Genomic DNA, 13,285 nt, shown 5'->3' with positions numbered 1-13,285 from the left:
GATCAGCATTTCCTCAGGTCCGCGTGCAGCCCATCCATTCGATCCAGGTTCTGCGTGCGCTCGCGGCCTTCATGGTGGCGATCCACCATGTCCAGCCGGATGCGGCCGTGGTCGCCGCGCGTGCGGGACTGAGTTTCACGCGCAGCGATCTCCTCCCCTGGATGGCGGGCGTCGATATCTTTTTCGTCGTCTCCGGCTTCATCATGGTCCATGCCTCGCAGGACCTGTTCGGGCGCGACGGTGCGGCGCGCCTGTTCCTGAAGCGGCGGCTGGCGCGCATCGTGCCGCTCTACTGGGCGATGATGACGCTGTTCCTGCTGATCGGGCTCGTGGTTCCCACGATGCTGAACTCGGGCGCGCCGAGCCTCCAGCAGATTCTCGGCGCGTACCTGTTCTGGCCGGTGGTTTCGACGCAGGGGATGGTTCAGCCGGTCTATTCGCTGGGCTGGACGCTGAATTACGAGATGCTGTTCTACGTCCTGTTCGCGGCTGGCCTGATGCTGCCGCGAGCCTGGACGTTGCCGGCGATCACGCTTGCGCTGGCTTTGCTGGTCGGCGTCGAGAGCCTGAAGGGGCCGCTGTCACCGCCCTTCGGTTTCTGGGGTCAACCGATCGTGCTCGAATTCGCGGCGGGGATGGGGATCGCCGTCCTCAGGCAGAAGGGCTTGCGCCTGCACGGGGCGGTGCGGATCACCGTTGCAATGGCAGGTGCCGCTCTCTTGGTCATGGCTGCCCATATTCCGGGCACGGATGGGCCGTGGAGCAGCGTGTTGTGGCGGGGAGGGGCGGCTATCCTGCTGATGCTTGCTGCCGGCTGCGGCCGCGAGGGCATCGTGCCATTGCCGCCGGTCAAGGCGCTGGCTGCGGTGGGCGATGCCTCTTATGCGCTCTATCTCATCCATCCCTTCGTGATCCGCGGGATGCGCGAGGTCGTGCTGCGGCTCGGTCTTTATTCGCCTGCGCTCTACATTGCGCTGGCACTCGCCGGTTCCGTGGTCGCGGCGCTGCTGGTCTATCGCTTCTTCGAGAAGCCGGCGACGCGGCTGGCCCGGCGCTGGCTCGGCGGCTAGGCGGGGCGGCTCAGCTTAGCTCAGCTCAGCTTAGCTTCATCCCCTTGAGCGATTGGCCAACCACGCCGCCATCCTTGCGGCGCTGGGCGCGCTTCGACTTGATCGTCTCGACATGCTCGGGCTGCGGGAAATAGCCGCGCTCCATGATCTCGAGCGAGTATTCCTCGTAGGTCAGGCCGAGTGCGGAAGCCTTCTCCTCGCGCCGGAGCGCGATGTCGCGGGGCTTCTTCCAGGCCTTGCGATGGGCGAAGCGCCAGTCGAAATAGCGGCCGATCTTGCCTGAGCCGGTGGCGGCGCGGCGCTTGCGCTCCTTCAGCGGCGGACCGCCATTATGGCCGATCCCGATCGGGCGTTCGCTGGGCATCGCTCTTGGACTCACCAGATCTAAATCCCGATCACGATAAGGGGCTGAAGGCGACTGGCAAAGGCCGTGCCAGAGCCTGCGGACGTGACAGGGCGGCGGCGGCGGTCTATCCCGCAGGCCGAACACAGGACGGATCATGGCCCCCTTGCTGCATCTGCGCGACGTCGCGCTCACTTTCGGCGGACAGCCGCTGCTTGAAGCCGCCGAGATCGCGGTCTCGGCCGGGGAGCGCGTCTGCCTTGTCGGCCGCAACGGCTCGGGCAAGTCGACGCTGCTCAAGATCGCGGCGGGTCTGGTCGAGCCCGATCATGCCGAGCGCTTCGTCCAGCCGGGCTCGACCATCCGCTATCTGCCGCAGGAGCCGGATTTCACCGGGTTCGACACCGCGCTCGCTTATGTCGAGGCTGGGCTCGGACCGGGCGACGACGCCTATCGCGCGCAGTACCTGCTGACCGAGCTCGGCCTGACCGGGCAGGAGAATCCGGCCTCGATGTCGGGCGGCGAGGGGCGCCGCGCGGCGCTGGCGCGCGTGCTGGCGCCCGAGCCGGACATCCTGCTGCTCGACGAGCCGACCAACCATCTCGACCTGCCCGTCATCGAATGGCTGGAGCAGGAGCTGAAATCACTGCGCTCGGCCATGGTGCTGATCAGCCACGACCGCCGCTTCCTGACTTCACTCTCGCGCGCGACGATCTGGCTCGATCGCGGCGTGACCCGGCGGGCCGAGCGGGGCTTCGGCGAGTTCGAGGCGTGGCGGGACGAGGTTCTGGCGCAGGAAGAGCTCGACCGCCATAAGCTCGACCGCAAGATCGCGCGCGAGGAGGACTGGCTGCGCTATGGCGTCAGTGCCCGGCGCACCCGCAACCAGAGAAGGCTCGGCGAGCTTCATGCCTTGCGTGACCAGCGCCGCACTGCCCGCGCTGCGCAAGGCAATGTCCGGCTGGAAGCGAGCGAGGCGCAGGCCTCCGGCAAGCTCGTCATCGAGGCGATCGATGTCGCCAAGGCCTATGGCGACAACACCATCGTCAAAAACCTGTCGCTGCGCGTCGCACGCGGCGACCGGATCGGCATCGTCGGGCCGAACGGCGCCGGCAAGACCACGCTGATCAACCTGCTGACCGGAGCGCTCGCGCCGGATTCCGGCAAGGTGAAGCTCGGCACGGCGCTGGAGATGGTGACGCTCGACCAGCGTCGCGAAAGCCTCGATCCGGAAACGCCGCTCGGCGATGCCCTGACCGGCGGTGGTTCGGACCAGGTCATGGTCGGCGGCCAGCCGCGCCATGTCATCTCCTACATGAAGGACTTCCTGTTCCAGCCGATCCAGCGCGGCACGCCGGTCGGGGCGCTCTCCGGCGGCGAGCGCGGGCGCCTGATGCTGGCGCGGGCACTGGCCAAGCCCTCCAACCTGCTGGTGCTGGACGAGCCGACCAACGATCTCGACCTCGAGACGCTCGACCTGTTGCAGGAACTGCTCGCCGACTATCAGGGCACGGTGCTGCTGGTCAGCCACGATCGCGACTTCATCGACCGCGTTGTCTCCTCCGTGCTGATCTCGGATGGTGACGGCGTCTGGACTGAATTCGCGGGCGGCTATTCCGACATGCTGGCGCAGCGCGGACGCGGCGTCGGGGCCAAGGCGCGGCCGGTCGAGAAGGCGGCACCCGCAGCGTCCAAGACTGCTGCGTCGGCGCCTGCTGCATCTGCCTCCAGGCGCAAGCTCTCCTTCAACGAGAAGCATGCGTTGGAGACGCTGCCGAAGAAGATCGACGCCTTGCAGGCCGAGGCCGCGAAGCTCAATGCGGCGGTTGCCGGCGATCTCTACACACGCGATCCCAAGCTCTTCGCCAAGGCGACGACGCGATTGGAAGAGGTCGCACGCGAGATCGGCGAAGCCGAGGAGCGCTGGCTGGAGCTGGAGATGCTGCGCGAGGAGATCGGAGCTTAAGGCCCCGCCATTCGATTTCCGTATCGGGCTGCGCGCGAAAGCGGATTTACCGCAGCGCTCAATCGTTTCAAACATCGTGGCATCAAGACCACGAGGAACGACCATGAGACTGAAGGGCAAGACGGCGCTGGTGACCGGCGCAGCGCAGGGGTTCGGCTTCGGCATCGCCGAGACTTTCGTGCGCGAGGGCGCGCGCGTCGCGGTGCTCGACATCAACGGCGACAAGGCCAAGGAGGCCGCCAAGGCGATCGGCCGCAAGGCCTTCGCCGTGACCTGCGATGTCGGCAAGGCGAAGAGCGTCGACAAGGCGGTCGAGAAGATCCTGGCCAAGGTCGGCCGGCTCGACATCGTCGTGAACAATGCCGGCACCACCCATCGCAACAAGCCGATGACCGAGGTGACCGAGGAAGAATTCGACCGGATCTTTGCGGTGAACGTGAAGTCGATCTATCTGATGGCGCGCGCGACCGTGCCGCATTTCCGGCAGCATGGCGGCGGCGTGATCCTGAATATCGGCTCGACGGCCGGCGTGCGACCGCGTCCGGGCCTGACCTGGTACAACGGCTCGAAGGGCGCCGCGAACCTGATCTCGCAGTCGATGGCGGTCGAGCTTGCGCCCGACAAGATCCGGGTCAACGCGATCGCGCCTGTCGCGGGCGAGACGCCGCTGCTCGCCACCTTCATGGGCGAGGACACGCCGGAGCGCCGCGCGCAGTTCACCGCCTCGATCCCGTGGGGCCGCTTCTCGACGCCGCAGGACATCGCCAATGCCGCGCTGTTCCTGTGCTCGGACGAGGCCGACATGGTCACGGGCTCGGTGCTCGCCGTCGACGGCGGCCGCTGCGTCTGAGGCGCTTCAGGGACCCTTCATCAGTGCGATTTCCTGACGGCGCACCACCGTGCCGTCCGGTTCGAAGCCGCGCTGCTCGAGCGTGATCCTGGGCTCTGCCGCATCGCCATCGATGTGGAAGAGATGCCAGGTGCCGAGCTCGTCATGGCCGCGCGGGCCGATCGAGGCCGAGGGCACGCCGACGATCGGCACGTCGCGGCGGGGCCCCGGCCGCCAGGCCAGCGAGAAGCTGTGATTGTGGCCGTGCAGGACGAGGTCGGCGCCCTTGCGTTTCAGCATGGCCTCGAAGGCTGCGGCGTCGACCAGCTCTCGGCCACGCCTGGCGCCGCCGAGATAGGGCGGATGATGGATCAATACGACACGGATCAGGCCTTCGTCGCGGGCGCGGTCGAGCAGCGCTTCGGTCCGGGCGATCTGCTCGCTGCCGACACGGCCGGTCGCCATCAGCGGCAAGGTCGGCACGCCGCTGTTGATGCCGATCAGTGCGAGGGGGCCGCGGCGGCGATACCAGGGATAGCCAGCCTTGCCCTCGTCATCGGCGATCCAGGGCGCGAGCAGTCCGGCCAGCGGCTTCAGCGACGAGCGCGCGTAGGCATCGTGATTGCCGGGGACGAAGCTGACCGTTTCGCGCGGACCCAGCGTATCGAGGAAGGCGATGGCGGTCTTGAATTCGTCGGGCAGGCCGATATGGGCGACGTCGCCGGTGCAGGCGATATGGTCGGGCTCATGGGCGTGGATGTCGGCGACGATGCGCGCCAGGATATCCATGTCATGGGCGTGCCGACGCTTGCGACGCCAGTTGACGTAACCGGTCGCGCGTTTGCCGAAGAGCTGATGCAGCGAAAACCCGGCGAGCGGGCCGAGATGCGGGTCTGACAGATGCGCGAGCTTGAACACGCTCAAGCGCTTGCCCCCACAGGAGGCCGTCAGTCAAGCGCGCCGGCGGCGCGCCTGGACTGCGGAAAGGTCGGAAGACCTCAGTTGGCGGCGCCGGTCAGTTCCGACACGATGCGAGAATCGGTCAGCGTGACGGCGGGCTTCCAGACATAGGCCGGCTTGGCCTTGAAGCGGGCAATGATGAAGGAGAGAAGCATGGTCTTGGGGTCCTGATGTTGCACTGCGGTATCCGCCTCATTTGGGGCGCGTTTGTGGCGGAACAACTGATGTGCTTGACGGTCCGTCATGCGGTTTTTGCATAGACAATTAACTCGTCCTTGAGAATGGCCAGGATGCAATCAGTGACGCCCCAGTCAGCCGCCGATCCGGAAAGGCCGCGAACGCTCGCGCAGCGCCTGCTGACGCGGCTGCTGCACGTCTATTTCCGTTTCGCGCGGGGCATGACCTTCGGCGTGCGCGCCGTCGTGCTGAACGAGCGTGGCGAGGTCTTCCTGATCCGCCATACCTATGTGCCCGGCTGGCACTTTCCCGGTGGCGGGGTCGAAGTCGGCGAGACCGCTGAATTGTCGCTCGACCGCGAATTGTCGGAGGAGGCGGGCATCGTTCCGACCGAACGGCCGATCCTGCACGGACTCTTCTTCAACCGCAGAATCTCGCGCCGCGACCATGTCGCCGTCTACGTGCTGCGCCGGTTCCGGGTCGAATATGTCAAGCAGCCGGACCGCGAGATCGCGGAGGCCGGCTTCTTCCCGCTCGATGGCCTGCCGGAGGGCACGACGCCGGCGACGCGGCGGCGGCTAGCGGAGATCACGTCCGGACAGCCGCCGGCCACGGACTGGTGAAAGCGGCGGCCCGGCCGCTCAGTTCGCGCTTTTCGCCAGCGCGCCGAAATCGGCGTCGAGTTTTGCCAGCGCCGCGGCGATCTTCTCGCGCCGATCCTTGATCCAGGTGTCCTGCCGGTCTAGGCGCTGCTTCGCCTCGGCCAGCATCCGGTCCATCTCCGCCGGCTGCGGGCCGCCGGAGGTCGCGCGGTTCCTGATGATGGCGACGGGATCGAGCGTCGAACGGAACTCGGCCTCGTTCATCGGCAATTCGGCAGCGGCGAGCCCCATCTCCGCGGCCGCCTTGCGGTAGATCGCCTGGGCCTGCGCATAGGGAAACTCGGTCGGCTTGATATTGTGGAGCTTGGCGTAGTCGACGACCTCGGACGCGAAATGATGGCCGGCGCGGAAGGGCAGCCTGTATTTCCGCATCAGGACGTCCGCGAGTTCCTGCGAGGCGGTCCAGTCGCTGTTCAGCTCCTCGAGTGCGCGTTCCGGGTCGATGGCAAGCGCCTTCAGGATGCGCTCGAGGCCCTGCAGGGCCCGGGTCGCACTGTCGGTCATGGCACTGTTGGCCTTGGCATCCTTGGCATCGGGCATGCCGGGCGGGATGTTATGCGCCCTGAAGACCGGCCCCATCGCCAGCGAAAGAGCGGTGGATGCGCTCTCGCGGGTGCCGTTCAGGAGGCCGGGATTGCGCTTTTGCGGCATGGCGCTGGAGACATAGGTGTTGCCGCCGCCCTCGCGCAGGATGATCCAGGGGCGCGATTGCGCATATTGCGTCATCACGTCCTCGATGAAGCCGCCGACATGGAGCGCGATGCCGGTGACGATGCCGCCGACCTCGATCGGCAAGTCGGCTGCGGCGATCTGCGAGGCGTCATAGGCGTTGTCGACGAGGGCGGCGAAGCCGAGATAGTCCGCCATGCGCTGGCGATCGAGTGGCCAGCTCGTGCCGTTGAGCACGGTCGTACCCATCGGCGACCGGTCGACGCGGGCATAGGTCTCACGGATGCGCTGCGCGTCGCGGTCGAGCCCGGCGGCGAGGCCGAGCAGGTAATGGCCGTAGCTGTTGGGCTGGGCGGCAACCCCGTTGGTGTAGTTCGGTACGACCGTGTCGCGATGGGTCGCGGCGAGCTCGACCATGGTCCGTGTCGCGCGGTTGAGCTGGTCGGCAAGCGTCAGCAGCCGCTCGCGCATGATCGCGGCGCGATAGGTTGCGTGCATGTCCTGACTGGAGCGTCCGGCATGAATCAGCGTGACCTCGACCCCGGCCTCCTTGATCATCAGGGGCTCGAAGGTGATGACCGTGGAGGGGCGCCTCGCACCGGGCTGGTTGCCGGCCTCGATCACCTTGGCGATGCCCTGCGCCAGCTTCGGCGCCAGCGCCCGGTCGAGCAGACCCTGCTCGGCATTGATGACCGTACTCGCCTTGTTGATCTCGCCTAGCCAGAAGAACTCGTCCCGGACGGGCTCCTTCGGTGGTGTCGGCTGTTGGGCGTGAGCGGGCAGGGAGGCCGCCGCCAGGAGCAGGGCGGCGGCGAGCGGCTTGTATCCGGACATCGGTCGTCTCCGTTCCGGCAGGCGAGATCGCCTGCGGCTTCCGTGGCCTGTTCCCCCGCCGCGAAACCAGAATTGAGACCAAAGCGGCGAGGCCGACAAGTCTCCGCGAGCGATCGGCGCAAGATGGATGGATGTCACTCCAACGCCATTCGGCGTCGCATCAGATTTTTCCGAAAAGTGGATTCCACTTTTCGGCCTGATGTTGTAGAGGCGCTTCCATGATGATCCGCCTGAGCCTGCGAGACCTGCGACGACCGGCGCGCTGAATGCGCCTTCCGGTCATGCGCCCGCACGCGCCTGACTTCGCTCAGCCGATCCGCCTCCCGCTTAAGCGTCGATCATCATGACATCCCTGCCTTTGACCATCCGCCACGAACTCCCCGTGGACGCCGCCGCGATCGAGCGCCTGCATGAGCGCGCCTTCGGCCCCGGCCGTTTCGCCCGCACCGCCTTCCGCCTGCGCGAGGGCGTTCCGCCCGATCATGCCCTTTCCTTCGCAGCTCATGTCGGGACCTTCCTCGTCGGCTCGGTGAAAGTGACGGCGGTTCTCGCCGGCGGCCACAAGGCGCTGATGCTTGGTCCGCTGACCGTCGACCCCGCCTTCGAGGGCCGTGGCATCGGCGCCGCGCTGATGAACCGCTCGATCGAGGCCGCACGCGAGACCGGGCATGATCTGATCATGCTGATCGGGGACGCGCCCTATTACGCCCGTTTCGGTTTCAAGGTCCTGCCGCCCGGTCAGCTCGTGCTGCCGGGGCCGGCCGATCCGGCGCGCTTCCTCGCGCTGGAGCTGGTCGAGGGCGTGCTGAAGCAGCGCAGCGGGGCGGTGACCTCGATGCGCTTCAGCTCTGACGCCTGAGGCGCCGGCCGCTCTCGCCCAGCCAGCCGGCGACGAGCGCACCGAACAGCACGGCGAGGCCGATCAGCCCGATGAAGAGCGGCGAGATGCGCACGCCGCGCACGATGCCGGAATCGCTGATCCGCAGGCCGATCCAGTCATTGCCGGCGAACTGGCTGCCCGAACGCACGGGCACGATGCGCGGCACGTTGACGGCCGAGCCGCTCTCGCGGCCGATGCGGCGAGACGAGCCACCGGTCGCCTGCGCCAGTTGCTGGAGCGCGCTGGGATCGCTGACCACTTCCATCAGTTCGCGCGGGTTTTCCGGCCCGACGCTGGCGAAGGCGGTGAGGTTGTCGGAGGTCAGACGGTAGAGGCCGAGATCCCCGGTCGGGATGCGGGCGGTGAACAGGCCGGGGCGGCCGGGCTCCAGCGTTACCGTACGCGACTGCCCGTCCGGACCCGTGATGGTGATGGGGCCGGGATTGTCGCGCAGCGTCTGACGCTCGACCTCGACGCTCGCGCCGCGGACGGTGGCGCGCAGCGCCTCCTCCTCCAGCTCCGGCTCTTTCATCAGCCAGTGGCTGAGGCGGCGCAGCAGGTCGAGATAGGGGCCGCCGTCGCGGAATCCGCGGGCCCAGAGCCAGGCATGGTCGGAGAGGAAGAGCGCGACGCGGCCCTTCTGCTCGCGGGCCAGCATCAGGAGCGGCCGGTCGCCCGGGCCGGTCATGACCGGCGCGCCGCCGGCTCGTGCCTGAGCGCCGACCATGCGCAGCCATTCGCCCCAGCGCGGGGGCGAGACCTCCGAGCCGGGCAGATCGCGGGTGACGGGGTGGCGCTTGCCGGGCTCGCTGACCTCAGCGCGATACGCCTCGTCGATGACGCTGCCATCGGGCAGGGCCGGCAGGATCTGGCCGAGCGGCGTGCGCGCCAGCGTTTGGGAGCCCGCATATTCTGGGCCGGCGGCGACGAGCAGCGCGCCGCCGTCGCGGACATAGCGCACGATATTCTCGAAATAGAGCAGCGGCAGGATCGACTGGTTGGCGTAGCGGTCGAAGATGATCAGGTCGAATTCCTTGATCTTGACCTGGAAGAGCTCGCGCGTCGGGAAGGCGATCAGCGAGAGCTCGTTGATCGGCGTGCCGTCCTGCTTCTCCGGCGGGCGCAGGATGGTGAAATGCACGAGATCGACATTGGCGTCGGCCTTGAGGAGATTGCGCCAGGTGCGCTCGCCCGGATGCGGCTCTCCCGAGACCAGCAGCACGCGAAGTTTGTCCCTGACACCCTCAATTGTAATAACGGCGCGGTTGTTCGCCAGCGTCAGCTCGTTGTCGATGGCCTGAGCCTCGATCTCGACGACATTCGGTCCGCCCCGGTCGATGCGGACGGGGACCTGCACGGTCTGGCCGGTGGCGACCTCGCGGCGGGCGATGATCTCGCCGTCGCGCCGAATGGTGAGCCCGGCGCGGCCGGGACCACCCTTGTCGACGACGCGCAGACGGATGATCTGGTCCTTTCCGACGATGCCGAAACGCGGTGAATCGACCAGCACGATGCGGCGGTCGATCTCGGCATTGCGGCCGGTGGTGAGGACATGCAGCGGGGCGCGCAGGCCGAGCGCCTCGGCATTGGGCGGGGCGTCATGGGCGAGGCCGTCGGTGATCGCGATAGCGCCGGCGACGCGCTCCGAAGGCACGTCGGCGAGGCTCGCCGACAGGGCCTCGAACAGGCGTGTGCCGTCATTCGTGCCCTGGGCGTCGCGCAGGTCGACGATGCGCGGTTCGACATTCGGGATGCCACGCAACTGCCGCTCGATCTCGGCGACCGCGGCATCGGTCTGGGCCGAGCGGTCGGCGAGGCGGTTCGAGGCCGAGCGGTCGACCACGACCGAGACGACATCCTTGACCGGCTCGCGATCCTCGAAAACGAGCGAGGGGTCGGCGAGCGCGATCGTCAGCACGACGAGCGCGAGCGCGCGCAGGATGGCGCTGCGGCCGGCCAGAACGATGGCCGCGCCGGCAGCCAAAGCCGCGAGCACGGCAAGCCCGATCAGCAGCGGCAGGGGCACCATCGGGGCGAAGGAGACGCTCCACATGGCTATTGCCCCAGACGCTCGAGCAGGGCCGGGACGTGGACCTGATCGGCCTTGTAGTTGCCGGTGAGCGCGTACATTACGAGGTTGACGCCGCCGCGCAGCGCCATCTCGCGTTGGCGCGGATCGCCGCCGGAGAGCGGCACCAGTCCTTCGCCGCGCCGGTCGATCGCCCAGGCGGCGGCGAGGTCGTTGGCGGTGATGATGATCGGCGAGACATTGTCGCCGGCCCGCGCCGGGCGGCGCCCGTCGCTATCGGCGGGCGGCAGGGTCTCGACCCAGGTCGTGCCGGTATCGTAGCGGCCGACGAGCTCGTCGAGGATGTAGAAGGTCTTGGTCAGGACGTGGTCGCGGGGCAGCGGCTCCAGCTCGGGAATATCGAGCGTCTGCAGCATGCGCTTGAGCTGGTCGCCCTCGGGGGTGGTGCCGCCACCGGGGCGGGCACTCATCGCGTCGCGGGTATCGAAGATCACGAGCCCGCCGCCCTTCATATAGGCTTCGAGCTTGCGCAAGGTCTCGGCCGAAGGCAGCGGCCGACCCGCGACGATGGGCCAGTACAACACGGGGAAGAAGGCGAGTTCGTCGCGCTCGACGCTGACGCCGACCGGCTCGCCCGGCTCGAGGGCCGTGCGGGCGCCGAGCACCATGTTGAGGCCGAGGAGCCCTGCCTTCGACATGTCGTCGACGGGCTTGTCGCCGGTCACGGCATAGGCGAGCCTCGTCATCGCGCCATTGGCGAGGAGGGCACGCGGGATCGGCGGGCGGGTATCGACCTGCGCATTCGGGGCCGGTTGCTGAGCATGCACCGGGTCAGGTGCCAGGGCGAGGGAGGCGCCTACTGCGATCAGGATCGCAGTAGGCGCGGCGACCTTGCGCAAGCTGGCGACATTCAGGCGCCCACCGAGCCAGAGCGTCGCCAATGTGTCGGCGACGAGCAGCAGCAAGGCTAGGACGAGCAGCGGCGGACGGATGTCGCGCGCGATCGGCTCGTCGATCGGCAGAACAGAGACGCCGAGGCTGGCGAGATCCAGCGCGGTGAGCTTATCGGTCGGCGTCAGTGCGTTGACCGCGAGGGAGCCGTCGGTCGGGCCGTAGAGACCGGGCGGGTGGGCGAGCGTCGCGCGGCCGGCATAGTTGCGCGCCACCGGCTGGGCGGTGGCCGGCGGCGTGCGGAACTGGCCGATGCCATCGAGAACGCGCGTCGGCGACAGGGTTTCGACGCGCTTGTCATCGCTCTGTGCTTCTGCCGCAGCAGGGCCGTTGCCGGCGAGATTGACGATCTTGCGGAGCATGTCGACGAAGAGGCCCGAAAGCGGAAGGTTCGACCAGGTGGTGTCGGCGGTGACATGGACCATGGCGATCAGACCGTCGCCGCGCCGCTCGCCGGTGACGACGGGCGTGCCGTCCTCCAGCGCCGCCCAGGTCTTGCGCGAGAGATCGGGCTCCGGTTCGGCCAGGATCTGGCGGGTGACACGGATGTCGTCACTGATGGTCAGGCCGAAGAACGGGCTTTCGCGGGTGAAAGGCGCGAGCTTGCGCGGCGTTTCCCAGGACAGGCCGCCGCCGAGCGTGCGGCCTCCCCGGCGCAGGCGCACGGGCGTCAGCTCATCGGAGGCGGCGGCAAGGCGCGCACCGGCAAACCGCAGCAACACACCACCGCGCTCGACGAAGCTCGTCACCTTCTCGGCCGTCTCGCGATCGAGCGCGCCGATATCGGCGAGGACCAGCACCGAGAGATTCTGCGCCAGCAATTCGCCGATCGGATCGGTCGATCCCTGACGTGGTTCGCGGATTTCGGCGAAGGGCTGGAGGGCGCGGGACAGGTAATAGGTCGGCGACAGCAATGGTTGCGCGGTATCGGCCGTCGCGCCGGAGACCAGGCCGATGCGGCGGCGTTTGGCCCGGTCATCGAGCAGGGCCACGGCACCGGCACTGCGTTCGCCGATGATCTCCAGCCGCGAGACGGCGTTGCGGACCTCGATCGGCAAGGTCAGGCGCGCGGTGGTTTCGAGGTTGCTGCCTTCGAACGTGAAGGGCGCATTGCCGAGCGGCAGGCCCTTGAGATCCAGCGCGCGGACCTGGCCCGTCGCGGAAGCACTGGCGGTCGGGCGCAGAACCTTGACCGTCAGGGCGCCTGCGAGGTTCTCGGGCGCGGAGAGGCCAAGCTGCGCTGCCGGTGCGGCATGGATCGCGAGGCGGCGTGCCTCGGCATCCTGCTTCAGACGCCCGAGGAAGCTGCCGTCGTCGGAAACGGCGAGACCGTCCGCGACCCAGACGATCTCGGCACTGGGCGAGCCCTGCAGGAAGGTCTCGATGCGCTGGAGATGAGCAGAGCGATCCGGCGCATGCGGCTGGAGCGGCAGCGCACGCAGACGGTCGAGCGCGATGCGCGGTTCGGCCAGGGCGATCGCGGCAGGCGCTTCGGCGAGGCCGACGACTGCGACCGGGCGGCCTTCGCGGGTCGCGGCGGCAATGCGCGATTCGGCGACCGCGACGCGCTCGGACCAGTCGGTGGCGGCGCCGAAGCCGTTATCGATCAGCAGCAGGACAGGGCCGCGCGAGGGCGCGGCGTCGCGAACGGGATTCCAGACCGGGCCGGCGACGGCGAGGATCGCGAGCGCGGCCACCGCCATGCGCAGGGCGAGCAGCCACCAGGGCGTATGAGCCGGTGTCTCGCGCTTGGCGACAAGGTCCGCCATGATCTTCAATGGCGGGAAATCGATCCGGCGCGGGCGCGGTGGGGTCACGCGCAGGATCAGCCAGAGCGCCGGCAGCAGGGCAAGCGCGACGAGAGCGAGCGGGGCGGAGAAGCTGAAGGGCAGGGCGCTGAGCATCGGCGATCCCC

Annotated in this window: 11 protein-coding genes; 5 read left to right on the top strand and 6 right to left on the bottom strand. The window is 68.1% G+C overall.

Features of this window, described 5'->3' with window-relative positions; genetic code table 11:
- The first annotated feature begins 23 nt into the window (after positions 1 to 23).
- Positions 24 to 1,070, top strand: a complete 1,047-nt coding sequence (locus tag J0I42_RS08275) for an acyltransferase family protein (protein WP_291654350.1) — start codon at positions 24 to 26, stop codon at positions 1,068 to 1,070.
- A gap of 25 nt (positions 1,071 to 1,095) precedes the next feature.
- Here the strand turns inward: J0I42_RS08275 and J0I42_RS08270 are convergent, their stop codons facing one another.
- Positions 1,096 to 1,434 (bottom strand): hypothetical protein, encoded by a 339-nt coding sequence (locus J0I42_RS08270; protein WP_291654349.1) that lies wholly within the window; start codon positions 1,432 to 1,434, stop codon positions 1,096 to 1,098.
- A gap of 136 nt (positions 1,435 to 1,570) precedes the next feature.
- Here J0I42_RS08270 and J0I42_RS08265 point away from each other — a divergent pair, with 136 nt between their 5' ends.
- On the top strand, positions 1,571 to 3,379 hold the full coding sequence (locus tag J0I42_RS08265; protein ID WP_291654348.1) for an ATP-binding cassette domain-containing protein: 1,809 nt from the start codon (positions 1,571 to 1,573) through the stop codon (positions 3,377 to 3,379).
- 103 nt (positions 3,380 to 3,482) lie between these two features.
- On the top strand, positions 3,483 to 4,229 hold the full coding sequence (locus J0I42_RS08260) for a glucose 1-dehydrogenase (RefSeq protein ID WP_133562802.1): 747 nt from the start codon (positions 3,483 to 3,485) through the stop codon (positions 4,227 to 4,229).
- 6 nt (positions 4,230 to 4,235) lie between these two features.
- On the opposite strand, the gene J0I42_RS08255 is transcribed toward J0I42_RS08260, so the two are convergent.
- Positions 4,236 to 5,126, bottom strand: a complete 891-nt coding sequence (locus J0I42_RS08255) for a metallophosphoesterase family protein (protein WP_291654428.1) — start codon at positions 5,124 to 5,126, stop codon at positions 4,236 to 4,238.
- A gap of 80 nt (positions 5,127 to 5,206) precedes the next feature.
- Entirely contained in the window at positions 5,207 to 5,347 is a 141-nt protein-coding gene (locus J0I42_RS08250; protein WP_291654347.1) for a hypothetical protein, read from the bottom strand.
- Between the two features lie 120 nt (positions 5,348 to 5,467).
- On the opposite strand from J0I42_RS08250, the gene J0I42_RS08245 reads away from it, so the two are divergent.
- On the top strand, positions 5,468 to 5,968 hold the full coding sequence (locus J0I42_RS08245) for an NUDIX domain-containing protein (RefSeq protein ID WP_465247661.1): 501 nt from the start codon (positions 5,468 to 5,470) through the stop codon (positions 5,966 to 5,968).
- Between the two features lie 18 nt (positions 5,969 to 5,986).
- Here the strand turns inward: J0I42_RS08245 and J0I42_RS08240 are convergent, their stop codons facing one another.
- Positions 5,987 to 7,510 (bottom strand): argininosuccinate lyase, encoded by a 1,524-nt coding sequence (locus tag J0I42_RS08240; protein WP_291654346.1) that lies wholly within the window; start codon positions 7,508 to 7,510, stop codon positions 5,987 to 5,989.
- A gap of 343 nt (positions 7,511 to 7,853) precedes the next feature.
- On the opposite strand from J0I42_RS08240, the gene J0I42_RS08235 reads away from it, so the two are divergent.
- Positions 7,854 to 8,369, top strand: coding sequence for a GNAT family N-acetyltransferase (locus J0I42_RS08235; RefSeq protein WP_291654345.1), 516 nt, complete (start codon positions 7,854 to 7,856; stop codon positions 8,367 to 8,369).
- Here J0I42_RS08235 and J0I42_RS08230 read toward each other — a convergent pair.
- Together J0I42_RS08230 and J0I42_RS08225 are read right to left on the bottom strand one after the other, a co-directional pair.
- Complete coding sequence (locus J0I42_RS08230; RefSeq protein ID WP_291654344.1) at positions 8,353 to 10,443, bottom strand: hypothetical protein; 2,091 nt, start codon at positions 10,441 to 10,443, stop codon at positions 8,353 to 8,355. The genes J0I42_RS08235 and J0I42_RS08230 overlap by 17 nt on opposite strands.
- Before the next feature lie 2 nt (positions 10,444 to 10,445).
- The gene (locus J0I42_RS08225; RefSeq protein ID WP_291654343.1) at positions 10,446 to 13,274 is read right to left on the bottom strand and encodes a DUF4159 domain-containing protein; all 2,829 of its coding nucleotides are present in this window, start codon (positions 13,272 to 13,274) and stop codon (positions 10,446 to 10,448) included.
- Positions 13,275 to 13,285 lie beyond the last annotated feature (11 nt).

Source organism: Allobosea sp. (assembly GCF_017308015.1).
Classification (GTDB): Bacteria; Pseudomonadota; Alphaproteobacteria; order Rhizobiales; family Beijerinckiaceae; genus Allobosea.
This window is presented reverse-complemented; position numbering and strand designations above follow the sequence as displayed.